This is a genomic window from Micromonospora sp. NPDC049102 (assembly GCF_043197485.1).
Taxonomy (GTDB): Bacteria; Actinomycetota; Actinomycetes; order Mycobacteriales; family Micromonosporaceae; genus Micromonospora.
This window is the reverse complement of record NZ_JBICTE010000011.1, coordinates 1-22,964: the sequence shown is the minus strand read 5'-3', so window position 1 is coordinate 22,964 and position 22,964 is coordinate 1. Positions and strand designations below refer to the sequence as shown.

Annotated in this window: 24 protein-coding genes; 19 read left to right on the top strand and 5 right to left on the bottom strand. The window is 70.8% G+C overall.

Annotated features, from left to right (window positions below):
- Positions 1-97: 97 nt before the first annotated feature.
- The gene (locus ACGFH9_RS13735) at positions 98-982 is read right to left on the bottom strand and encodes a Crp/Fnr family transcriptional regulator (protein ID WP_393218398.1); all 885 of its coding nucleotides are present in this window, start codon (positions 980-982) and stop codon (positions 98-100) included.
- 176 nt (positions 983-1,158) lie between these two features.
- Between ACGFH9_RS13735 and ACGFH9_RS13730 the strand changes: the two genes are divergently transcribed.
- Positions 1,159-1,980 (top strand): hypothetical protein, encoded by an 822-nt coding sequence (locus ACGFH9_RS13730; protein WP_393218396.1) that lies wholly within the window; start codon positions 1,159-1,161, stop codon positions 1,978-1,980.
- Between the two features lie 143 nt (positions 1,981-2,123).
- On the opposite strand, the gene ACGFH9_RS13725 is transcribed toward ACGFH9_RS13730, so the two are convergent.
- On the bottom strand, positions 2,124-2,486 hold the full coding sequence (locus ACGFH9_RS13725; RefSeq protein WP_393218393.1) for a hypothetical protein: 363 nt from the start codon (positions 2,484-2,486) through the stop codon (positions 2,124-2,126).
- Between the two features lie 111 nt (positions 2,487-2,597).
- Between ACGFH9_RS13725 and ACGFH9_RS13720 the strand changes: the two genes are divergently transcribed.
- The 9 genes from ACGFH9_RS13720 to argH all read left to right on the top strand — a co-directional run bounded on the left by ACGFH9_RS13720 (position 2,598) and on the right by argH (position 12,734).
- Positions 2,598-4,286, top strand: coding sequence for a hypothetical protein (locus tag ACGFH9_RS13720; RefSeq protein ID WP_393218390.1), 1,689 nt, complete (start codon positions 2,598-2,600; stop codon positions 4,284-4,286).
- Entirely contained in the window at positions 4,283-5,113 is an 831-nt protein-coding gene (locus ACGFH9_RS13715; RefSeq protein WP_393218388.1) for a hypothetical protein, read from the top strand. Before ACGFH9_RS13720 ends, ACGFH9_RS13715 begins: the two co-directional genes overlap by 4 nt.
- A gap of 145 nt (positions 5,114-5,258) precedes the next feature.
- Positions 5,259-6,260: an N-acetyl-gamma-glutamyl-phosphate reductase gene (gene argC, locus ACGFH9_RS13710; RefSeq protein WP_393218385.1), complete on the top strand. Its 1,002-nt coding sequence runs from the start codon at positions 5,259-5,261 to the stop codon at positions 6,258-6,260.
- Between the two features lie 55 nt (positions 6,261-6,315).
- Entirely contained in the window at positions 6,316-7,488 is a 1,173-nt protein-coding gene (gene argJ, locus ACGFH9_RS13705) for a bifunctional glutamate N-acetyltransferase/amino-acid acetyltransferase ArgJ (protein ID WP_393218383.1), read from the top strand.
- Between the two features lie 55 nt (positions 7,489-7,543).
- Entirely contained in the window at positions 7,544-8,449 is a 906-nt protein-coding gene (gene argB / locus ACGFH9_RS13700; protein WP_393218380.1) for an acetylglutamate kinase, read from the top strand.
- On the top strand, positions 8,446-9,714 hold the full coding sequence (locus ACGFH9_RS13695; RefSeq protein ID WP_393218377.1) for an acetylornithine transaminase: 1,269 nt from the start codon (positions 8,446-8,448) through the stop codon (positions 9,712-9,714). Before argB ends, ACGFH9_RS13695 begins: the two co-directional genes overlap by 4 nt.
- Positions 9,711-10,646 carry an ornithine carbamoyltransferase gene (argF, locus tag ACGFH9_RS13690; RefSeq protein ID WP_393218374.1) on the top strand — a complete coding sequence of 312 codons (936 nt, stop codon included), beginning with the start codon at positions 9,711-9,713 and terminating at the stop codon, positions 10,644-10,646. Before ACGFH9_RS13695 ends, argF begins: the two co-directional genes overlap by 4 nt.
- Positions 10,643-11,158, top strand: coding sequence for an arginine repressor (locus ACGFH9_RS13685; protein WP_355243287.1), 516 nt, complete (start codon positions 10,643-10,645; stop codon positions 11,156-11,158). Before argF ends, ACGFH9_RS13685 begins: the two co-directional genes overlap by 4 nt.
- A gap of 112 nt (positions 11,159-11,270) precedes the next feature.
- Positions 11,271-12,734, top strand: coding sequence for an argininosuccinate lyase (argH, locus tag ACGFH9_RS13680; protein WP_355243334.1), 1,464 nt, complete (start codon positions 11,271-11,273; stop codon positions 12,732-12,734).
- A 43-nt stretch (positions 12,735-12,777) separates the two neighbouring features.
- Here the strand turns inward: argH and ACGFH9_RS13675 are convergent, their stop codons facing one another.
- Positions 12,778-13,155 carry an MmcQ/YjbR family DNA-binding protein gene (locus ACGFH9_RS13675; RefSeq protein WP_393218371.1) on the bottom strand — a complete coding sequence of 126 codons (378 nt, stop codon included), beginning with the start codon at positions 13,153-13,155 and terminating at the stop codon, positions 12,778-12,780.
- 107 nt (positions 13,156-13,262) lie between these two features.
- On the bottom strand, positions 13,263-13,688 hold the full coding sequence (locus ACGFH9_RS13670; RefSeq protein WP_355243292.1) for a DNA-binding protein: 426 nt from the start codon (positions 13,686-13,688) through the stop codon (positions 13,263-13,265).
- 101 nt (positions 13,689-13,789) lie between these two features.
- Here ACGFH9_RS13670 and ACGFH9_RS13665 point away from each other — a divergent pair, with 101 nt between their 5' ends.
- From ACGFH9_RS13665 to ACGFH9_RS13630, 8 genes are all read left to right on the top strand, one after another.
- Entirely contained in the window at positions 13,790-14,431 is a 642-nt protein-coding gene (locus ACGFH9_RS13665; RefSeq protein WP_393218369.1) for a DNA-3-methyladenine glycosylase, read from the top strand.
- 90 nt (positions 14,432-14,521) lie between these two features.
- The gene (locus ACGFH9_RS13660; RefSeq protein ID WP_393218367.1) at positions 14,522-15,607 is read left to right on the top strand and encodes a WD40/YVTN/BNR-like repeat-containing protein; all 1,086 of its coding nucleotides are present in this window, start codon (positions 14,522-14,524) and stop codon (positions 15,605-15,607) included.
- Positions 15,608-15,609: 2 nt separating this feature from the next.
- Positions 15,610-15,885 carry a ubiquitin-like small modifier protein 1 gene (locus ACGFH9_RS13655; RefSeq protein ID WP_393218364.1) on the top strand — a complete coding sequence of 92 codons (276 nt, stop codon included), beginning with the start codon at positions 15,610-15,612 and terminating at the stop codon, positions 15,883-15,885.
- 163 nt (positions 15,886-16,048) lie between these two features.
- Positions 16,049-17,191: an LLM class flavin-dependent oxidoreductase gene (locus tag ACGFH9_RS13650; protein WP_393218362.1), complete on the top strand. Its 1,143-nt coding sequence runs from the start codon at positions 16,049-16,051 to the stop codon at positions 17,189-17,191.
- The gene (locus tag ACGFH9_RS13645; protein ID WP_393218361.1) at positions 17,188-17,823 is read left to right on the top strand and encodes an FMN reductase; all 636 of its coding nucleotides are present in this window, start codon (positions 17,188-17,190) and stop codon (positions 17,821-17,823) included. Before ACGFH9_RS13650 ends, ACGFH9_RS13645 begins: the two co-directional genes overlap by 4 nt.
- A gap of 145 nt (positions 17,824-17,968) precedes the next feature.
- On the top strand, positions 17,969-18,469 hold the full coding sequence (locus ACGFH9_RS13640) for a GNAT family N-acetyltransferase (protein WP_393218359.1): 501 nt from the start codon (positions 17,969-17,971) through the stop codon (positions 18,467-18,469).
- 9 nt (positions 18,470-18,478) lie between these two features.
- Entirely contained in the window at positions 18,479-19,120 is a 642-nt protein-coding gene (locus tag ACGFH9_RS13635) for a hypothetical protein (protein WP_393218356.1), read from the top strand.
- Positions 19,121-19,247: 127 nt separating this feature from the next.
- A complete protein-coding gene (locus ACGFH9_RS13630; RefSeq protein WP_393218355.1) occupies positions 19,248-20,579 on the top strand; it encodes a hemolysin family protein in 1,332 nt (443 codons plus the stop codon).
- Positions 20,580-20,603: 24 nt separating this feature from the next.
- Here the strand turns inward: ACGFH9_RS13630 and ACGFH9_RS13625 are convergent, their stop codons facing one another.
- Positions 20,604-20,987 carry a PaaI family thioesterase gene (locus ACGFH9_RS13625; RefSeq protein WP_355243337.1) on the bottom strand — a complete coding sequence of 128 codons (384 nt, stop codon included), beginning with the start codon at positions 20,985-20,987 and terminating at the stop codon, positions 20,604-20,606.
- 106 nt (positions 20,988-21,093) lie between these two features.
- On the opposite strand from ACGFH9_RS13625, the gene tyrS reads away from it, so the two are divergent.
- The gene (gene tyrS / locus ACGFH9_RS13620) at positions 21,094-22,386 is read left to right on the top strand and encodes a tyrosine--tRNA ligase (protein ID WP_393218679.1); all 1,293 of its coding nucleotides are present in this window, start codon (positions 21,094-21,096) and stop codon (positions 22,384-22,386) included.
- Positions 22,387-22,964: the final 578 nt, after the last annotated feature.

The following is a 22,964-nucleotide window of genomic DNA, read 5'->3' as shown; positions in this document are numbered from 1 at the left end:
TGGTCGCCGTCGTGGCGGAGCGCTTCGGCGCGATCTTGCGCCGGGTGGCCTGGGAGAGTGGACGGGTTCGTTACCTCATCGCGGCGGAGAGCACCCGTCAGTCGTCGCTGGGGTTCAGATCACCGAGCTTGCGCAGGCCCGACAGGTCGCGGACCGTGATCCGCCGGTAGTCGGTGTCGACCAACCCGTCCGTCCGCAGCTCTCGAAGCACCTTCTGGATGGAGGTCTCGGAGGCGCCGCAGATCGTGGCCAGGTCGGGCTGCGTGAGACGGACGTCGATGACGATGCCGTCCATGCCCTGTCGACCATGGGTACGGCAGAGTTCGGCGATCACTCGGGCGACGCGGGGTTTCACCGGGTACGAGGTGAAGTCGATCCGGCGTCGGTTGGACCAGCGCAGCCGGTCGGACACCATCGCGGCGAGTTCGAGAGCAGCGTCGGGATGTTCCTTCAGGAACCTCTTGAACCGGTCCGGCTGGATCACGCTGTATCTCGCCGGGCCGCAGGTCGTCACAGTGGCGGAGCGGGGCTCGTTGTTCAGTGCCGACATCTCACCGACAAGGTCTCCTCCGACCCGCAGTGACAGCAGCGCGGATCGACCGTCCGGCAGTGTGGCGGTGACCTTGGTCAGCCCCTCCTCGAGTAGAACGAGGTGAGCTTCGCGCAGGCCCTCGTGGATGACGATCTGCCCGGCGGGGACCTGACGACGAACCCCCAGCCCCAGTAGCGTCATCCGTACCGGCGGCGTGAGCCGCTGCAGGAAGGTGCCGTACGGCCATTCGTGACTGGACAGCTCGCGTGGTCGTCGCACCCGCAGCCTCCTTCTCGATGGGTGGCTGCCGAAGCGTAGCCGTTCCTGTGCGTAGCGCGATGCCCCTGTTCGGCCCAAGGCGTCGACCAGCAGGTGGACGGCTGTCAGTGCCAGCACCGCCGCCGGCGACCATCCGAGGGTGAGCAACAGGTCGAGCAGATCCGTCCTCATGCGACAAGCACATGACGTGGCTGTGCGAGGGACCCGCCAGCAAGACGGGATGACGGGTTTTCGACTGGCTCACGGGATGCCGTAGTTCTACGGGATCCCGGTCCGCACGCGCCGGTTCGATGGCTCCTGCGGCGCTTGCCCGTAGGGCGAGCCGGACGACGAAGGGCGGGAGCTGGATGCAACATCCCGAGCGGCGATTGTTGATCTCCGTGGACATGGAGCGGTACAGCAGGCGCAGCAACCTCCAACAGTATGAGGCGCAGCGGCACTTTCGTGAGTTGCTGCACGAGGCAGCCAATGCTGTCGGTCTCGATCGGGTGGCCTGGATGACTCAGCAGGCGGGCGATGGTGAGTTGGCGATCGTGCCGCGTGAGGTGTCCGAATCTCGCGTCATCGGCAAGTTCATTCCGGAACTGAACCGACGGTTGCGTAGCCACAACAGCAGCCTTCTCCCGGCCGCCCGAATCCGGCTCAGGGTGGCGGTGCACCAGGGGTTGGTGCACCTTGACGGTGCGAACGGCTTTCCCGGCAACGCCGTGGTGTATGTCTGTCGGCTGTGCGACGCCGACCCGGTCAAGAAGGCACTGGCCGCATTTCCTGATGCCGGCGTCGCGCTTGTCGTCTCGACCGAGATCTTTCGTGACGTGGTCACCGAGTATCCGGAGGAGATGCGACCGGAGCGCTTCGTGCGTATCGAGGTGGCACACCCGGACAAGGAGTTTCGCGAGTACGCCTGGCTCTGCGTGGTGGACGAGGATCTTTCCGGCGCCGGGATCCGGGCCGTCTCGCCGACCGCCGACGACAGCCCGGGGCAGGCGGCGGAGAGGTCGACGGAGGCCGAGGAGGCGAGAGCGCCTAACCGATCGACGGACCACGGCGGAATTCGCACCGGCGAAATTCGTGTCAACGGACAGAACGCCATCGGTCAGGGTGCGACCGCGATCGGCTCGGTTGGCCGCGACGCGAACTTCGGCACGGGTAGAGGCGATCCGCGATGAGCGGTCGGTACACCCCTGTCCCCGCCGGTGGTCCGGGGGACCTGGACAGCCTCTTGCGCGACGTGTTCGAGGATGAGGATGCCTCTGGCGATGACCTACTCGGTGACGTGGAGGATGGTGCGGCTCGCGGACCCCGGGACGGATCACCAGTAGCAGCGGAGTCCTTCGACGGCGAGGATGAGCTGGCCCCTCCCGCGGAGCCGACCGAGGAGCCACCGGAGGAGGACGACCCGGAAGACCTCCTGGATCCCGGGGACGTGCTGCGCCAGCTGGCTGGCCTGCTGGGCGGCTCGACGATCGACGTCGGCGATGTTCGGGTCCAGGGACAGAACGCCACCGGCCCTGGCGCCGTCGCCATCGGAACGGTCAACGTCACCGCCGGACGATCCGACGGCGCCGGGCGTGTCTGGTTCCAGACCCTGGTCGAGGCCAGTGTTCGTGCGACTGCCGGCAGGTACGCCTACGCGCCGAGTGATCGCCGGCTCGACCACCAACTCCAGCGTCACCACCTGGTCTGCCTCTCCGGTCCGGTCGGAAGCGGACGGTTCACGTCGGCCATCCTGGCTCTGGCCCGGAGACACGGGTCCGAGCGGGTTCGCGTACTCGGTGTGGACCGATTGGCCGATCTGCTCGGCGTGGATGCGCCGTTGCCCGCCGGGCACGGTTACGTGCTCCGGCTGAATGAGGTGGCGCTTCGCGAGGTGGACGGGTTCACGCTCGTAGCGCTGGCCGCCAGGGCCGAGACCTCCGGCACCACGCTGATTCTGATTGGGGACTTCTCCCGACGAAAGCACGACCTCGTCGGCCACATCGTCGAACACCATTCGGCGCCGGCGGCCGAGGTGTTTAGGGCGCAGCTCCGCCAACAGCTCACAGGGCAGTGCGTCGGCTGGTGCACGGGCACGTGCGACAGCCGTTGCGTAGAGCGATACGTGGATGAGGACTGCGCCAGGCATCCACTGCTGTCGGCCTACCTGGCCAGCGAGCCTCGGCCCGGTGAGGTCTTCGAGATCGTCGCAACGATCGCTCGGACGGTCCCGAAGGGCGGAGCACTGGCCGAGCGGCTGGAGCAGTTTCTGCCGCTTCAACTACGGGAGCGCGCGTCCGAGATCCTCGACGTGCGACGCGGCGGCGAAGAGGTCGACGCGTTCCCGCACGATGAGGTGCGGGCCTTTCGCTTGTCATGCGCCGTCCTTGCCGGGCAGCCGGTGACCGAGATACACCGGGCAGCTCAGCGTCTGGCCCGGTTCGACTTCCAGGAACCCGCATGGACCAGTGCCCCTTTTCGGGGTTCGATGCTCGACGCGCTGTTGGGATCGACACTGGGCCAAGCCGTCAATCGGCTGAACGACGCGCGCGTGCCAGGTGGGTGCCGGATCGACTTCTCACCCGGCGCCGAGCCACTGCGGTCGGCGTTACTGGACGTCGCGTGGACAGAGTGGTGGTCGCCCAAACAACTGCTCGACTGGTTGGCGGACCTGATCCGCGGAGACCTTCCGGCGGTCCGACAGGCAGCAGCGGGTGCGATCGGTTGGTCGGCGACCCGGGACGTGCAGTCAGCCCTCGACGTCGTGGGAGAACTGGCCCGGGAACGGCGGGCAGGGGTTCGGCAGGCCGCAGCGATCGTCCTGGTCGCCATGGCGATGCAGCCTGGGTTGCGTACTCGGATTCGGACCGAACTCGATCAGTGGGCAGCCGGTCAGGCGGCTCACCTACGGGACACCGTGGCGCGTGCGCACAGCCTCGGTCTGGCCCGGCTCTGGCCGGAGTCGGCGCTGGCCCAGTTGCGCCAGGTTGCGCAGGCCCGGATGCAGCGGCGGAACAACTCGGTTGTCCGGGGGTTGCTCGAGGTGTACCGCAACGGTCACGCGGCGAGCGTCGTGCCGGCGCTGGTGGAGTGGACTGAGTCCGTCGACCCCGAGGTGCAGCTTCACGCGGCGCGGACCCTGCGGGTACTCGCAGACCGCTGGAGTGAACCGCCCAGGGAGCACTGGCCGGAGCTGCTGCATCTGGTGGACCAGCGAACGATCGACCTGGCCGACCTGGCCGTCCTTTGGGCGACCGCCCTCAGTCTGCCGAAGACGGCGTACCGATCGTGGCGGACCCTCGGTTTCTGGCTGGACCGAGCGGATCAGCAGCCAGCCGTCGCCGAGCACTGCCTCGACCTCCTGCGGCACATGATCGCTGGACAGCCGGCCCTGCACCATCGCCTGGACCACCAACTCCATCACGTGTGGCGTCCCGTGATGCCCCACCACGACCTGCTCGACGACGTACAACGGCTGATCGATGAGGAGACGCGATGACCATGGGCCCCGCCGGTGGTCCCGGCACGAGAGCACCCATCCCTGGGCAGGTGGAACGCCGTCGTTGGTGGCATGCGTTCATCCCGCCGGCCGAGCCCCTGCTTCCCCCGGCCCCACCGGCGCCGATCGTCCCCGCCACCGTGACGTTCCGTCAGGACGTCCCGGCGCCGATCCTGGTGCCGGCGAAGGGGGACGCCTTCGACTTCCGCCTGCACGCTGTCTACAACTGGACGGCGCAGAACATGACGTACGAGGAGCTTCGGCTCCGCGCCGAGCGCTATCTGGGGTGGGCTGGCGGAATTGTCCGGGAGCGGGCGGTGGACCTGGCGCGTGAACACGAGCCCCACCGTTCGCACGACCTGGAGCGTGCGCTCAACAACCGCCTCTCTGGCCAACGGTGGCCTCGTGAAGGTGCCGTGCCGTACTTCAGCGTGCTCATCCGCGTCAGCCCGGACGAACGGGTCCGGGAGCGGCTCCGGCCGTACTGGGAGGATCGCATCCGGCTTGAGTGCGATCACGAGTTGCAGAAGATCCGAGCGACCCAGGCGGATGAGCTGACTCGTCGCTGGTGCGCGGTGCTGCAGAATCTTGAGGACGATCCGGTCACCGCGCATGCGGCACGGTTGACCGGTGAGCAGTTCGCCGAGGTGTTCCGTCGGTACGTGGAGGAGCGTCGGGAGACCGTGCCCGATCTCGTGAAACTGCTGCGCGAGGCGGTCCGGGGACACGGCGATCTGGGTATGGGTCCGAGTGAGTACACGGAGGCGTGGGACGCCGCCCTGAGGACGTATGAGCGACAGCACGGATTGTCCGAGCAAGTGAACTGACAGCGGGGCGTCCTCCGTCGTTGCGGTGGAGGGCGCCCCCTGGGCCGACTGCCTCAGGTGTTCATCACCATGCAGTAGACCGTATTAACTTGCAGGAAACAATCACGCTTGCTAGTCTCCTCTGCATAGTCATGCGGAGGTAGGTATGGGGATTCGAGTCGCGGTCGCCGGGGCGAGTGGGTACGCCGGTGGTGAGTTGCTGCGCCTGGTCGCCGGGCACCCGGAGTTCGACCTGGTCGCCGCCACCGCGCACCGCCAGGCCGGCCACCGCGTCGACGTGGTGCATCCGCAGCTCACCGGGCTCGACCTGGTGCTCGGCCAGACCGACTCGTCCACGCTCGCCGACGCCGACCTGGTATTCCTGGCGCTGCCGCACGGTGAGTCGGCGACCCTCGCGGCCCAGCTCCCGTCCGAGGTGCGCGTCGTCGACCTGGGTGCCGACCACCGGCTCGCCGACCCCTACGCCTGGGCGCAGTACTACGGCGGCACGCACGCCGGCCAGTGGACGTACGGCCTGCCCGAGCTGCCCGGCCAGCGGGAGTTGATCGCCGACTCCACCCGGGTCGCCAACACCGGCTGCTACGCCGCCGCGATCACCCTCGCGCTCGCGCCGCTGATCGCCGACGGCGCGGCCAGCCCCGCCGACGTGGTGGTGGTCGCCGCCTCCGGCACCTCCGGCGCGGGCCGGGCGGCGAAGCCGCACCTGCTGGGCAGCGAGGTGATGGGCGACCTGTCGCCGTACCGGGTCGGCACCCACCAGCACGTACCCGAGATCAAGCAGGCCTCCGGAGCGACCGGCCTGTCGTTCACCCCGGTCCTCGCGCCGATGCCGCGCGGCATCCTCGCCACGGTCACGGCCGTGCCCGCCCGTGGCGTCGACCCGCAGCAGGTGCTGGCGCAGGCGTACGCCGACGCGCCGTTCGTGCACGTGCTGCCGGAGGGGAGCTGGCCCCACACGGCCGCCACGCTGGGCTCCAACTCCTGCCACCTCCAGGCGACCGTCGACGTCGACTCGGGTCGACTGATCGTGCTCAGCGCGCTGGACAACCTCGGCAAGGGCGCCGCCGGCCAGGCCGTACAGAACGCCAACCTGATGCTCGGCCTGCCGGAGACGACGGGCCTGTCGATCTGGGGAGTCAGCCCGTGAGCGCGAGGAGCGCAGCGCAGCGGAGCCCCGCAGTCGCGAACGAAAGGCCAGTCGCATGAGTGTCACCACCCCTCGGGGCTTCCGGGCGGCCGGAGTGGCCGCCGGTCTGAAGACCAGCGGTGGCGCGGACGTCGCGCTGGTGGTCAACGACGGCCCGGACGCCGGTGTCGCCGGTGTCTTCACCACCAACCGGGTCAAGGCCGCGCCGGTGCTCTGGAGCCAGCAGGTCGTGCAGGGCGGTGTGGTTCGCGCCGTCGTGCTCAACTCCGGTGGCGCCAACGCCTGCACCGGCCAGGCCGGCTTCCAGGACACGCACGCCACGGCCGAGCACACCGCATCGGCGCTGAGCGCGGTCAGCCCACGGCTGCTCCTCGGGGCTGGCGAGGTGGCGGTCTGCTCCACCGGGCTGATCGGTGAGCGGTTGCCGATGGACAAGCTGCTGCCGGGGGTCCGTGCCGCCATCCGGCAGCTCTCACGCGACGGCGGCCCGGCGGCCGCCGAGGCCATCATGACGACCGACACCCGGCCGAAGACCACGGTGGCCCGGGGCAGCGGTTGGACGGTCGGTGGGATGGCCAAGGGCTCCGGCATGCTCGCGCCCGGGATGGCGACCATGCTCTGCGTGCTCACCACCGACGCGGTGGCGGGGCCGGCGGCGCTGGACGAGGCGCTGCGCGCGGCCACCCGCGTGACCTTCGACCGGGTCGACTCCGACGGCTGCATGTCCACCAACGACACCGTGCTGCTGCTGTCCAGCGGCGCGAGTGGCATCGAGCCGACCCCTGCCGAGCTGGCCGCCGCGGTCACGACGGCCTGTCACGACCTGGCGCAGCAGCTCATCGCCGACGCGGAGGGCGCCACCAAGCAGGTCGCCATCGACGTGGTGGGGGCCGCGACCGAGGACGACGCGGTCGAGGTGGGCCGCTCGGTCGCCCGCAGCAACCTGGTCAAGACCGCCCTGTTCGGCAACGACCCGAACTGGGGTCGGATTCTCGCCTCGGTCGGCACCACCACGGCCGCCTTCGAGCCGGACGAGGTGGACGTCGCCGTCAACGGGGTGTGGGTGTGCCGGGGCGGCGCCGGAGCCGAGGACCGTTCGAAGGCCGACCTCAGCGGACGGGACGTCACCATCCGGATCGACCTGCACGCGGGCGGTTCGGCCGCGACGATCTGGACCAACGACCTGTCGCACGCGTACGTACACGAGAATTCGGCCTACTCCTCGTGAGCGCGAGGAACGCAGCGAAGCGGAGTCCCGCAGTCGCGAACGAAAGGCCGGCACGGTGAGCCTGAGTGGTGATCTGACCCGTGCCCAGGTCAAGGCGGAGACGCTGATCGAGGCGCTGCCCTGGCTGGCGCGTTTCTCCGGCTCGACGGTGGTGGTCAAGTACGGCGGTAACGCCATGACCGAGCCGGAGCTGCAACGGGCGTTCGCCGCCGACATGGTCTTCCTGCGGTACGCAGGTCTGAAGCCTGTCGTGGTGCACGGCGGCGGTCCACAGATCTCGGCCATGCTGGGCCGGCTCGGTATCGCCAGCGAGTTCCGGGGCGGCCTGCGGGTGACGACCGCCGAGGCGATGGACGTGGTCCGCATGGTGCTCGTCGGACAGGTGGGTCGGGAGCTGGTCGGGTTGATCAACTCGCACGGCCCGTTCGCCGTCGGCCTCTCCGGCGAGGACGCGCGACTGTTCACGGCGGTGCGCCGCCCGGCGTACGTCGACGGACAGCCGGTCGACGTCGGTCAGGTCGGTGACGTCGAGTCGGTGGACACCTCGGCGGTGACCGACCTCATCGACGCCGGTCGGATTCCGGTGATCTCGACGGTCGCGCCGGACGCGGACGGTGTCCTGCACAACCTCAACGCGGACACGGCCGCCGCCGCGCTCGCCGTCGCGTTGCAGGCCCGCAAGCTTGTCGTCCTCACCGATGTCGCCGGCCTGTACGCCGACTGGCCGGACACCAGCAGCCTGGTCTCCGAGATCACCGCTGACGACCTGGCCAAGCTGTTGCCCGGGTTGGAGTCGGGGATGGTGCCGAAGATGGAGGCGTGCCTGCGGGCCGTGCGGGGTGGGGTGCCCGCCGCGCACGTCGTCGACGGCCGGGTGGCGCACTCCACGTTGCTCGAGGTGTTCACGTCGGAAGGGTTCGGAACGATGGTGGTGCCGCAGGACGGGACGGTCGGGGCATGAGCAGCCTGGTGCAACGGTGGACGCAGTCCATGATGGACAACTACGGCACGCCGCCGCTGGCGCTGGTCTCCGGCGCGGGCGCCGTGGTGGTCGACGAGGCCGGCCGGGAGTACGTGGACCTGGTCGGCGGGATCGCGGTGAACGCCCTCGGTCACGCCCACCCGGCGGTGGTGGCCGCAGTGTCGAAGCAGGTGGCAACGCTCGGGCACGTCTCCAACCTCTTCGTCGCCGAACCGCCGGTGGCTCTCGCGGAGCTGCTGCTGGCGCTCGCCGGCAGCCGACCCGGCCGGGTCTTCTTCGCCAACTCCGGCGCGGAGGCGAACGAGGCCGCGTTCAAGCTGTCCCGGCGCACCGGGCGCAGCCACGTGGTGGCCACCAACGGCGGCTTCCACGGTCGCACCATGGGCGCCCTCGCGCTGACCGGGCAGCCCGCCAAGTCTGATCCGTTCCGCCCGCTGCCGGGCGAGGTGACCCACGTCGACTACGGCGACGTGAGCGCCCTCGATGCGGCGGTCACCGACGCCACCGCCATGGTGATCCTGGAGCCCATCCAGGGTGAGAACGGCGTCGTCGTGCCACCGCCCGGCTACCTCACGGCGGCTCGGCGGATCACCGCCCGGCACGGGGCGCTGCTGGTGCTCGACGAGGTGCAGACCGGCATCGGCCGTACCGGGCACTGGTTCGCCCACCAGGCCGAGAGCGTGGAGCCCGACGTGGTGACCCTGGCCAAGGGGTTGGGTGGCGGGCTGCCGCTGGGTGCGACGCTCGCCTTCGGCCGGGCCGCCGACCTGCTCACCCCCGGCTCGCACGGTACGACCTTCGGCGGCAACCCGGTGAGCTGCGCCGCCGCGCTCGCCGTGGTGGCCACCATCGCCAACGAGGGGCTGCTCGACCACGTCAAGCGCGTCGGCGAGCGGCTGCGTCGGGGCATCGAGGCGCTGGGCCACCCGCTCGTCACCGACGTACGCGGGGCCGGGCTGCTGCTCGGCGTTGCGCTCGCCGCCCCGGTGGCGCCGGTCCTCGCCGAAGCACTGCGGGAGGCCGGCTTCCTGACCAACCCGGTGCAGCCGGGCGTACTCCGGCTCGCTCCTCCGTTGATCCTCACCACCGCGCAGGCCGACGCCTTCCTCGCCGCGCTCCCGGCGGCCCTCGACGCGACGGTCCCGGCCGCCGCGGGCACGAGCGCCCCGGCGGCTGCCGGCACGAGCGCTCCCGCCACCATCGAGCTCTCCACCCAGCCCACCACGACGGGGACGATCGCATGATCCGGCACTTCCTGCGCGACGACGACCTCTCGCCGGCCGAACAGTCCAGCGTGCTCGACCTGGCGGCCCGGATGAAGGCCGACCGGTTCGGCCACCAGCCGCTGTCCGGCCCCCGTTCGGTGGCGGTGCTCTTCGACAAGCAGAGCCTGCGCACCCGGATCTCGTTCGACGCCGGCATCGCCGAGCTGGGCGGCCATCCGCTCGTCGTGGACACCCAGGTCACCCACTTCGGCCGGGGCGAGTCGCTAGCCGACGCGGGACGGGTGCTGTCCCGCTACGTGGCGGCCATCGTCCTGCGTACCCACGGCGACGACCGGATCGCCGAGGTCGCCGGCGGCGCGACCGTCCCGGTGGTCAACGCGCTCACCGACGGGTTCCACCCCTGTCAACTGCTGGCCGACCTGCTGACCATCCGGGAGCGGTGCGGCGGCACGACCGGCCGGACCCTGACGTACGTGGGCGACGGCGCCAACAACATGGCGCAGTCGTACCTGCTGGCGGGGGCTACGGCCGGGATGCACGTGCGGATCGCCGGTCCGACCGGGTTCGCGCCGGACCCCGTCGTGGTCGCACGGGCCGCCGAGATCGCCGCCGGCACCGGCGGGTCGGTACGGGTGCTGACCGACCCGGCGCAGGCGGTCCGCGACGCCGACGTGCTGGCCACCGACACCTGGACCTCGATGGGCCAGGAGGCCGACGGGCTGGACCGGGTCACCCCGTTCCTGCCGTACCAGGTCGACAAGGAGCTGCTGGGTCACGCCGCGCCGGACGCGATCGTGCTGCACTGCCTGCCCGCCCACCGGGGCGAGGAGATCACCGACGAGGTTCTCGACGGTCCGCAGAGCGCGGTGTTCGACCAGGCGGAGAACCGGCTGCACGCCCAGAAGGCGCTGCTGACGTTCCTGCTGACGACGACCGGGGAGCCGCGATGACCGCACCGCTGACCCGCACGGCCCGGCACGCCCGGATCGTCGAGCTGATCCGGGAGCGGCCCGTCCGCTCGCAGACCGAGCTGGCCGACCTGCTCGCCGCCGACGGCGTCGGCGTCACCCAGGCGACCCTCTCGCGTGACCTGGAGGAGCTGGGCGCGGTCAAGGTGCGCGGCGGCGACGGCCCGGCCGTCTACCTGATCCCCGAGGACGGCAAGCGGCCGCTGCGCGACGCCGAGGCGGCGCCGGCCCGGCTGGTACGGCTGTTGCGGGAACTGCTCAACGGCGTCGACGCCAGCGGCAACATCGCCGTGCTGCGCACCCCGCCGGGCGCGGCCCAGTACCTGGCCAGCGCGTTGGACCGGGCGGGCCTGCCCGAGATCGTCGGCACCATCGCCGGCGACGACACCATCCTCGTCGTGGCCCGCGAGGCCGTCGGCGGAGCCGCGCTCGGTGACAAGCTCGCCGGCTGGGCCCGCCGGGAAGACAGCGTCGAAGGGAACACCGCACCATGACCGCACGGGTCACGACATCCCACCTGGCAACGCCGACCGTCCGCCCGTGGGCGCGGGCCTGCGGCGCGACCAGCGACGCCCGGATGGGTGGCTGACGAGCATGGGGACCACAATGGGCGACGTGGACGACAAGAGCCTCACCGAGAACAGCGCCGGCACCAACCGGACGAGCCTGTGGGGTGGCCGGTTCGCCGGCGGCCCCGCCGAGGCGCTCGCCCGCCTGTCGGTGAGCGTGCAGTTCGACTGGCGCCTGGCCCCGTACGACATCGCGGGTTCCCGGGCGCACGCCCGGGTCCTGGCCGGCGCGGGCCTGCTCGACCCGGAGGAGCTGGGCCGCATCCTGGCGGCCCTGGACGACCTGGAGGCGGCCTGCGCGTCGGGGGCGTTCCGGCCCACCGTCGACGACGAGGACGTGCACACGGCGTTGGAGCGAGGGTTGCTGGAGCGCCTGGGCAGCCTCGGTGGCAAGTTGCGCGCCGGCCGGTCCCGCAACGATCAGGTCGCCACCGACCTGCGGCTCTACCTGCGCGATCACGCGCGCGGTGTGGCCAGCCGCGTCGTGGAGCTGGCCGAGGCGCTCGTCGAGCAGGCCGAACGGCACATCGACACCGCCGCGCCGGGCATGACCCACCTTCAGCACGCCCAGCCGGTCACCTTCGGGCACTGGTTGCTGGCGCACGTGCAGCCGCTGCTGCGCGACCTGGAACGGCTGCGGGACTGGGACCACCGGACGGCGATCAGCCCGCTCGGCGCGGGCGCGCTCGCCGGTTCGGGGCTTCCGCTGGACCCGGTGGCCGTCGCCAAGGAGTTGGGTTTCCGGACGTCGTTCGCCAACTCGATGGACGCGGTCGCCGACCGGGACTTCGTGGCCGAGTTCCTCTTCACCACCGCGCTGATCGGGGTGCACCTGTCCCGCCTCGGCGAGGAGGTGGTGCTGTGGACGTCGCACGAGTTCGGCTGGGTGGAGCTGGACGACGCGTTCGCCACCGGTTCGTCGATCATGCCGCAGAAGAAGAACGCGGACATCGCCGAGTTGGCCCGGGGCAAGTCCGGCCGGCTGGTCGGCGGCCTGATGACGGTGCTGACCATGCTCAAGGGTCTGCCGATGACGTACGACCGGGACATGCAGGAGGACAAGGAGCCCGCGTTCGACGCGGTCGACACCCTGGAACTGCTGCTGCCGGCCCTGGCCGGGATGATCTCCACGATGACCGTCCGGGTGGACCGGCTCGTCGCCGCCGCTCCGGTCGGCTTCTCTCTCGCCACCGAGGTCGCCGACTGGCTGGTCCGGCGCAACGTGCCGTTCCGTGACGCGCACGAGATCACCGGCCGGCTGGTGGCGCTCTGCGCGGTGCGCGAGTGCGAGCTGGAGGACGTCTCGGACGCCGACCTGGCCGCGGTCAGCGAGCACCTCGACCCGTCCGTGCGCGACGTGCTCTCGGTGCGCTCGGCCCTCGCGGCCCGGACCACGCCCGGCTCGACCGGCCCCGGCCCGGTCGCCGACCAGCTCGCCGCCGCTGCGGACCGGCTGGCCGGCTGGCGGGAGTGGGCCACCGAGCGGGTCGTACCGCGCTGACGTCAGGCGTGGCGTCGGCGCGAGCCGCCGGCGCCACGAGGGTTCAGGCCGTCGGGCGCTCCCGCTTCGGGAGCTTGGCGACCACCATGTCGTACGACGAGTCGACCGCCTCGGTCAGCTCGTCGGTGTCGATCCCGCCGTCGAGGCGCAGCGTGTTCCACCCGGACCGGCCGATGTACGGCATCGGGCACGCGTCGACGGGGTGGCGGTGCAGCCACTCGTCGGCGATTTCGCGGGTCGCGCCGCACTTGACGCCGACCGTGGGCTCCCGGTCCCCGTTGCCGAGAAACGCGAAGATCCGGCTGCCCACCTTCACCACCTCGTCGTTCTCCCACGGCCGGTCCAACCACGCCCCCGGCTTGCCCAGGCAGTACGACAACATCTCCCCACGTTCCACAAGCACCTCCTGGTCAAAGCCCACCCCGCGAACCCCGCGCCCCATTCCGCGCCGATCTTGCAGTTTCTGTTGTCGATGTGCGCGGCAAGGTCCGTTATGTCGCCACAGTAAGTGCAAGATCGGCGCGGGGATCAGGTGGTCTGCTCCGTGGAGCGGGCGGCTACCCGTTCGTAGCGTTGGCGGGCTGCTTGTGCGCTGCCCAGGCCCAGGCCGTGGGCGATGGACTGCCAGGTGAGGCCCCGGTCGCGGGCGAGGGTGAGCAGCCCCGCCTCCAGGGCGTCCAGTTCGGCGCGGACGTGTGGGAGCAGGGTCAGCGCGGCGGTGAGGTCGGCCGCGTCGACCGGCTCCTCGGCGGGCTCCCGCTCGGCGCCACCGGCGGCGAGGGCGGTGACCAGCGCGACCGCCTCCCACGGGTCCAGCACGTACGGGTGGGCCCAGCGCCCTCGCCGGGCGTCGGAGCCGGCGTGCCGCTCGCTTATCCGCTGCAACGCCTCGTGGGTGCGGTGGGCGCGGGCGCGACCCGGGTCGGGTGTGGTGAAGAGATCCTGGCTGGTCATGCCTCCGAGCACACCGCATCAACAAGGCGTTGTCAACAGAATGTTCAAATGACGGGGGATCGTCGGGATGACCGGGCACCCCGCTGGGTACCGTTCGGTCCATGGATCTCGTGCCGGACGCCTGCCCCGCCGATGCCGCTTCGGCGGAGCTGGCGGACCTGCTCGCCGGTCCGCTGCTGCCGGCCGCTCGGGGCCTGCTGGGCTGCCGCCTGAGCGCCGGCGGTGTCACCGTCCGGATCGCCGAGGTCGAGGCGTACGCCGGTATGGCCGGTGACCCCGCCTCGCACGCCCACCGGGGCCGCACCCCCCGCAACGCGGTGATGTTCGGCCCCGCCGGGTACGCCTACGTCTACTTCACCTACGGGATGCACTGGTGCGTGAACGTGGTCACCGGTCACGAGGAGGAGGCCGCCGCCGTGCTGCTGCGCGCCGGCGCGGTCGTCGACGGCCTGACCACGGCTCGGGAGCGCCGGCCCGCCGTGCGGCGCGACCTGGACCTCGCCCGTGGGCCGGCCCGGCTCTGCGCCACCCTCGGCATCGACCGCGCGGCGTACGGCGCGTACCTGCTCGGTGACGGCCCGGTCCGGTTGCGACCGCCAGTCGAGCCGGTGCCGCAGGAGGCGGTGGTGGCGGGGCCACGCGTCGGCGTGACGGGCGCGCACGATCTGCCGTGGCGGTTCTGGCTCGACGGCGATCCCACGGTCAGCGCGTACCGCAGGCACGTGCCCCGCGTCCGGCACTGAGGGGCACCGTCCGGCGTGTGGCCGCCGGAGTCTGTCGGGGGGTATGGCCATAATCACCGGACCTGCTCACCGACGGTATCGGAGGACGTCATGGCAACGCTGCTCGCGATCGGCACCGCCAAGGGTCTGTTTCTCGCCAGCAGCGCCGACGACCGGCGCAGTTGGGAGATCACCGGTCCGCACTTTCCGATGACCGGTGTCTATTCGGTGGCGGTGGACACCCGCCGTCCGACCCCGCGACTGCTCGCCGGCATGACCAGCTCGCACTTCGGCCCCAGTGTCGCCACCAGCGACGACCTCGGCGCCACCTGGGACGAGCCCGAGCAGGCGCCGGTCGCGTTCCCGGCCGACACCGGCGTCTCCCTCGGGCGGGTCTGGCAGCTGACGCCGGCTGGCCCGGACGAGCCGGACGTCGTCTGGGCGGGCACCGAGCCCTCGGCGTTGTTCAAGTCCACCGACGGCGGCCGCAGCTTCGAGCTGGTCCGTTCCCTCTGGGACCACCCGCACCGCCCCCGGTGGGAGGCCGGGTTCGGCGGTCAGGCCGTGCACACCGTGCTGCCCCACCCGCGTGACCCGGCTCGACTGCTGGTCGCCATGTCCACCGGCGGGGTCTACCGCTCGGAGGACGCCGGGGCGAGCTGGGCGCCGGGCAACACGGGCATCCGCGCCTACTTCATGCCCGACGAGTGGCCGGAGTTCGGCCAGTGCGTGCACAAGGTCGCCCGGGACGCCGCCAACCCCGAGCGGCTGTACGCGCAGAACCACCACGGCGTCTACCGGTCCGATGACGACGGCCGCACCTGGTCCTCGATCGCCGACGGGCTGCCCAGCGACTTCGGCTTCCCGATGGTGGCCCACCCCGGGCGCGGCGGCACGGTGTGGACCTTCCCGCTGGTGGCCGACAGCGAGCGCTTTCCGGCCGAGCACCGCTGCCGGGTGTTCCGTTCCGTCGACGCCGGCGGCAAGTGGGAGGCGCAGTCGGTGGGGCTGCCCGAGGGACCGTTCTATCCGGCGGTGCTGCGCGACGCGATGTGCGCCGATGACGCGACCCCGGGTGGGGTCTACTTCGGCACCCGCTCCGGCTCGGTCTTCGCCAGCCGCGACGAGGGCGACTCCTGGTCGTCGGTCGCCGCACACCTGCCCGACGTGCTCTGCGTCCGCGCCGCGGAGGTCTGAGCGTGGTCACCGTGCTGCTGCCCGGCCCGTTGCGCGGCGAGGCCGGGGGCGCGAGTCGACTGAACGTCACCGCCGCCGGGACGCTGCGGGCGGTCCTCGACGAGGTGGCCGTCGCGTATCCCCGGCTGGCCCGGCGCATCCGCGACGAGCGCGGCGAGTTGCGCCGCTACGTGAACGTCTTCGTCGACGGGGAGGACTGCCGGCATTCCGGAGGTCTGGCCACGACGGTCGTGGACGGCGCGGAGGTGCAGGTGTTGCCCTCGGTGGCGGGCGGCTGAGCGAGCCGCCAGGAAGGGCGCCCTCGACCCGGTTGTCGGGTTCCCGAGGGTGACCGGTGCCACTGCCGAGCACACTGCCGACGGAATAGTTGACTCGTCAAATAAGTTGTCAGCTGCGTCCGGGTACCACGACGGCATCCGGTTGACACGCGAGGAGCTGGTCATGCAGTTCGGAGTCTTCACCGTCGGTGATGTCACGGTCGATCCGACCACCGGTCGGGAGCCGACCGAGCATGAGCGGATCAAGGCGATGGTCGCCATCGCACTGAAGGCCGAAGAGGTCGGGCTCGACGTCTTCGCCGCCGGTGAGCACCACAACCCGCCGTTCGTTCCCTCGTCCCCGACCACCATGCTCGGTCACATCGCGGCCCGCACCGAGCGGCTGCTGCTGTCCACCGCGACCACGCTGATCACCACCAACGACCCGGTGAAGATCGCCGAGGACTACGCGATGCTCCAGCACCTGTCCGACGGCCGGGTGGACCTGATGATGGGCCGGGGCAACACCGGCCCGGTCTACCCGTGGTTCGGCAAGGACATCCGCGCCGGAATCCCCCTCGCCATCGAGAACTACGACCTGCTGCACCGGCTGTGGCGCGAGGACGTGGTCGACTGGAAGGGCAAGTACCGCACGCCGTTGCAGTCGTTCACCTCGACGCCGCGTCCGCTCGACGGGGTACCGCCGTTCGTCTGGCACGGCTCGATCCGCAGCCCGGAGATCGCCGAGCAGGCCGCGTACTACGGCGACGGCTTCTTCGCCAACCACATCTTCTGGCCCAAGGAGCACACCCAGCGGATGGTCGGCCTCTACCGCCAGCGCTACGCCCACTACGGCCACGGCTCCGCCGACCAGGCCATCGTCGGCCTCGGCGGCCAGGTCTTCATGCGCCGCAACTCGCAGGACGCCGTCCGGGAGTTCCGGCCGTACTTCGACAACGCCCCGGTCTACGGGCACGGGCCGTCGCTGGAGGAGTTCACCCGGGAGACCCCGCTGACCGTCGGCAGCCCGCAGCAGGTCATCGACCGCACGCTCGGCTTCCGTGAGTACGTCGGCGACTACCAGCGGCAGCTCTTCCTGATGGACCACGCCGGTCTGCCGCTCAAGACGGTGCTGGAGCAACTCGACCTGCTCGGCGAGGAGGTCGTGCCGGTGTTGCGCAAGGAGTTCGACTCGCTGCGCCCGGCGCACGTGCCGGCGGCCCCCACGCACGCCTCTCTGGTCGCCGCGGCCGGTGGCGCGAAGGACAGCACCGTGCACGCCGTCGACGACGTGACGGGCAAGGCGCCGGAGGGGGCGACCCGATGACCCGCCGTACGCTGGCCGTCGTGTCGGCGGGGCTCAGCCAGCCCTCGTCCACCCGGCTGCTCGCCGACCAGCTCGCCGGGGCGACCCGCGACGAGCTGGTCCGGCGCGGCCACGACGCGGACCTGCGCGTGGTCGACCTGCGCGAGTACGCCCACGACGTGGTCAACAACATGCTCACCGGATTCCCGCCGGCCGCGCTGCGCGAGGCAATCGACAGGGTGACGGGGGCGGACGGCATCATCGCCGTCACCCCGATCTTCAGCGCCTCGTACAACGGGCTGTTCAAGTCGTTCTTCGACGTCCTGGACGCGGGGTCCCTGGTCGACCGGCCGGTGCTGATCGGGGCCACCGGCGGCACCGCCCGGCACTCGCTCGCCCTGGAGCACGCCGTACGCCCGATGTTCAGCTACCTGCGGGCGGTGGTGGTCCCCACGGCGGTCTTCGCCGCGCCGGAGGACTGGTCCGACGGCACCGCGGACGGCGCGTTGCGGGGGCGGATCCGGCGCGCGGCCGGGGAGTTGGCTGACCAGGTCGAGCGCCGTCCGCCCACCAGCGGCCCGGCGGACCCGTTCGCCCTCACCACCGACTTCCTGCAGATGCTCGGCCGAGAGGGCGACACTCCGGTCAGGTGACCAGCAGCGACCGGGACCACCCCACTCCGGAGCCGATCTTGCAGATTCTGTTGCGGGAATGTCCTTTTGATGGGCTGATGCCGCAGCAGGAAGTGCAAGATCGGCGGGGGAGGGGACGTCGGGGGTGGGGCGTACCCTCCCCGGGATGACCTCTGATGTGCGGCTGCGGCCGGTGCGCGAGGACGACCTCGTGGAGTTCTTCCTGCACCAGCAGGACCCCGAAGCCAACCGCATGGCCGCGTTCGGTCCGGTCGATCCGTCGGACCACCGTGAGTTCGCCCGCCACTGGGCACGGGTGCTCACCAACCCGGCGAACCGGGTCCGCACCGTCGAGGCCGACGGCGAGGTGGTCGGCTACGTGAGCGCCTTCCCGGTCGACGAGCAGACCGAGGTCAGCTACTGGATCGACCCGACCCGGTGGGGCCGCGGCCACGCCACCGCGGCCCTGGCCGCCCTGCTGCGCGAGCTGCCCCGGCCGGTGCACGCCCGGGCCGCGAAGGACAACGCCGCCTCTCTCGCGGTGCTGCGCAAGTGCGGGTTCGTCGTGGTCGGTGAGGACTCGGGGTACGCCAACGGGCGCGGCACGGAGGTCGAAGAGTGGCTGCTGGAGCTGCCCGCCGACGCCCCTGACCTGGGCGGGCACTAGTCTCGCGGGGTGAATTGGTTGGATCTGGTCGGCTGGGCCGGCTCCGCGGTCCTGGTGTGGTCGCTGCTGCAGTCGCGCATCCTGCGGCTGCGCGCCCTCAACCTCGTCGGCTGTTTCGTGCTGATCGGCTACAACGCCGCCATCGAGGTCTGGCCCATGGTCGGCCTCAACGTCGTCCTCGCGGTGATCAACATCTGGTATCTGCGGGGGATGCTCGCCACCCGCCACGACGAGCAGACGTACCAGGTGGTCCAGGTCGGTGTCGACGACCAGTTCCTGGCCCACACGCTGCGGGTGCACGGGCCGGACATCGCCCGCTTCAATCCCCACTTCCACTGGGACCCGGCCACCGCCGACCGCTCGGCCTTCCTGGTGGTCACCGCCGACGAGGTGGTCGGGGTGGTGCTGTCACACGCCGAGGCACGCGGGGTCGCCCAGATCGACCTGGACTACGTGACCCCGAAATTCCGTGACTTCACCCCCGGCGAGTTCGTCTACCGCCGCAGCCGCCTCTTCACCGAGCGCGGCTTCCACCGGGTCGTCAGCCCACCCGGCATGATCGCCCCCTACTACCACCGGCTCGGTTTCCGGCCGGAGGGCGACTCGTACGTCCTCGACCTGTCCGCGTCACCCGCAGCCGAATCGGCGTAGCGTCACCCCGGCAGGATTCGGCCGAGGCCGCACGGGGCACAGAAGCGCGTACGCCGGGCGGGCTCGTCGACCGGCGGGCGCCGTGCGTACCGGCCGGCGTCACCATCGCAGAGGGAGCGAACCGGGCGTGCAGAGCTACGGGAGCCAACTGGCCCTGGTCGGGATCCTGATCGTGATCAACGCGCTCTTCGCCGGCAGCGAGATGGCGCTCGTGTCACTGCGGGACAGCCAGATCCAGCGGTTGGAGCGCACCAGCCGGGCCGGAGGCGTGCTCGCCCGGCTCGCCAAGGACCCGAACCGCTTCCTCGCCACCATCCAGATCGGCATCACCCTCGCCGGCTTCCTGGCCTCCGCCGCGGCGGCGGTCTCCCTCGCCAAGCCCCTCGTGCCGCTGCTCGGGATGTTCGGCAACGCCGCCGAGACGGTGGCGATCGTGGTGGTGACCCTCGCGCTGACCTTCGTCACCCTGGTCTTCGGCGAGCTGGCCCCCAAGCGGATCGCCATGCAGTCCGCCGAGCGGTGGGCCCTGTTGGTGGCCCGCCCGCTCGACGTGCTCGCCAGCCTGACCCGGCCGGCCGTCTGGGCGCTCGGCGCGACCAGCGACCTGGTCGTCCGCCTGTTCGGGCTCAACCCGAAGCACGAGCCCGAGGAGATCGGCCCGGACGAGCTGCGCGACATCGTCGCCGGCAACCACGGCTTCACCAAGGAACAGCGCACCATCATCGCCGGGGCGGTGGAGATCGCCGACCGGCGGTTGCGGGCTGTCCTCGTACCCCGGTTGCAGGTCTTCACGCTCGACAGCGGGACCACCGCGGAGGCCGCGCGGCTCGTGCTGGCCGCCACCGGGCACTCCCGCGCGCCGGTGGTGCGCCACGGCGGCCTGGACGACACCGTCGGTGTGATCCACCTGCGCGACCTGGTCGGCGTGCCCGACGACAGGCCGATCGACGAGATCGCCCGCCCGCCGATGCTGCTGCCCGACTCGCTGCCGGTGGTGGACGCGCTGCGTCAGTTCAAGGCCGAGCGCCAACACATCGCGCTCGTGGTGGACGAGCGTGGCGCCGTCGACGGCATCGTGACCCTGGAGGACATCCTGGAGGAGATCGTCGGCGAGATCTACGACGAGACCGACCGGGACGGCTACTCGGTCCGGCGCGAACCGGACGGCGCGATGGTGCTGCCCGGTACCTTCCCGGTGCACGACCTGCCGGACATCGGCGTCGAGCTGCCCTCGCGGCCGGCCGGCGACTACACCACCGTCGCCGGGCTGGTGCTGGCCCGACTCGGGCACATCCCGACCGTCGCCGGGGAGGACGTCACCCTGGACGGCTGGGTACTGACGGTGGCCGACATCGACCACCGGGCCATCACCGAGGTACGTCTGAGTCAGGTCCCCGCCGACGACGGTGACGACGCCGACGAGGCGGTCGAGCCGGTGCTGGACGAGGCTCGTAGCTGACCGGCCCCGGCGTCGCCCGGCCGGTCAGTCCCGGGAGAGGTTCTGCAACCGGACCTGACCGCGGGCGACCAGGCGCTCCTTGGCGTCGGTGATCTCCACCTGCCAGAGTTGCTGGCTGCGCCCCCGGTGCACGGGGGTGCCGACAGCCCGCAGCTCGCCATCGGGCACGGCCCGCAGGAAGTCGGTCTGGTTCGACACCCCGACCACCGTTCCGCGGTCGGCCAGCCAGAGCGAACCCCCGACGCTTCCCGCCGTCTCCACGACCGAGCAGTACACCCCGCCGTGCTGGATGCCGAACGGCTGGTGCAGCTCCGGGCGGACCTGCCAGCTGATGACGACGCGGTCGGGGGTCGCCTCCTCGAATGTCAGGCCGAGCAGGTTGACGAAACCACCCGTCAGATCCGGCATCTCCACGACAGAACCCTCCTGAAAACAGTGGGGCGCAAGCGTAACCGGGCGCGTTGCCCCAAACCCGGTACGGGTCGATGCCGCCGATGGGGGAGAATCGGTGACCGTGACCGACAGCAACCTCCCGCCGTCCGGGCCGGACTCCCTGACCGACGACCTGCTCTGGCGTGGCCTCATCCAGGACTCGACAGGCCTCGACGAGCTGCGCGAGCTGCTCGACGGTGGGAGCGCCGCCACCTACTACGTGGGCTTCGACCCCACCGCGCCGAGCCTGCACGTCGGCAACCTCATGCAGGTGCTCATGGCGCGTCGGCTGCAACTCGCCGGCCACCGCCCGTTGCTGCTGGTCGGCGGGGCGACCGGGCAGATCGGTGACCCGAAGGAGAGCGCCGAGCGGGCGCTGAACCCGACCGAGGTGATCGCCGGGTGGGTCGAGAGGATCCGCGAACAGCTCGCGCCCTTCGTGTCGTACACCGGGGACAACGCGGCACAGCTGGTCAACAACCTGGACTGGACCGGTGAGATGTCGGTGGTCGACTTCCTCCGGGACGTCGGCAAGCACTTCCCGGTCAACAAGATGCTGGCGCGGGAGGTGGTGCGGGCCCGGTTGGAGACGGGCATCAGCTTCACCGAGTTCAGCTACCAGCTGCTGCAGGCGAACGACTTCTTCGAACTGCACCGCCGGCACGGTTGCCAGCTTCAGTTCGGCGGCTCCGACCAGTGGGGCAACATCACCGCCGGCGTCGACTACGTACGCCGGCGGGGCATGGGACCGGTGCAGGCGTTCACCACCCCGCTGGTCACCAAGGCCGACGGCACCAAGTTCGGCAAGAGCGAGGGCGGCTCCGTCTGGCTCGACCCGACCATGACCAGCCCGTACGCGTTCTACCAGTTCTGGGTCAACGTCGACGACCGCGAGGTCGACCGCTACCTGCGGTACTTCAGCTTCCGTACCCGCGACGGGTTGGAGGAGCTGGCGAAGGCGACGGCCGAACGACCCGCGGCCCGGCTGGCCCAGCGGGCGTTGGCTGAGGAGCTGACCACGCTGGTGCACGGCCCCGAGGAGACCCGGCAGGCGATCGCCGCCAGTCAGGCGCTGTTCGGGCGGGGCTCGCTCGACGATCTGGCCCCGGAGACTCTGCGCGCGGCGCTCACCGAGGCCGGACTGGTGCACCTCACCGGCGAGCTGCCGGACGTGGCGGGTCTGCTGCGGGACTCCGGGCTCGTGAGCGGCCTCAAGGAGGCCCGTCGCGTCATCACCGAGGGCGGGGCGTACGTGAACAACACCAGGGTGACCGAGGTGGACGCCACGGTGTCGACAGGCGACCTGCTGCATGGTCGCTACCTGGTGCTGCGTCGGGGAAAGCGGTCGTTCGCCGGCGTTGAACTGGGCGGATAGTCGACCGTCGACGATGTGACGGGGGACGCGTCCGGCGGATTTGACGATCATCGGGCCGGACGCGTAACTTTCTCTCTGCCAGCGCGGAACGGACGAAACAGGCGAAAGCCTGAAAGCGGCCGGAGCGCGGTGACGGCCTCGGGGGTCGGGCGGTTCTGCCGCCAGATCGTCGACCGGGTGGTGCCGACAGAACGCCGCGAGGCGGATTTGGTGCGGCGGAACCGACCGGGTAAGGTAGTCAGCCGGCAGGGAAACGGACGAGCAAGCGGGAGACCGCTGCGGCCGGCCTGCCACCCCATGAAGCGCACGGCGCAAGCCGGTCGAGTCGTGGTGCCCGCAACACGGTGAAAGTACGACGAACCGCGAAACACCGGTTTGACACGGCGGAAACCGGCGGGTAACGTAGTAAAAGTGCCTGGCGCTGAAAGCGCCTGACACGCGGTACGAAAAACCCCGGGATGGGGGCCCACTGGTTGGGTCTTTTGATCGGTGTGTGGTTGTTCTTTGAGAACTCAACAGGGTGCTTGTAAAGCCAGTGCCAATTATGATTTATACCCCGGACTGGCAGCCTGCTTTTG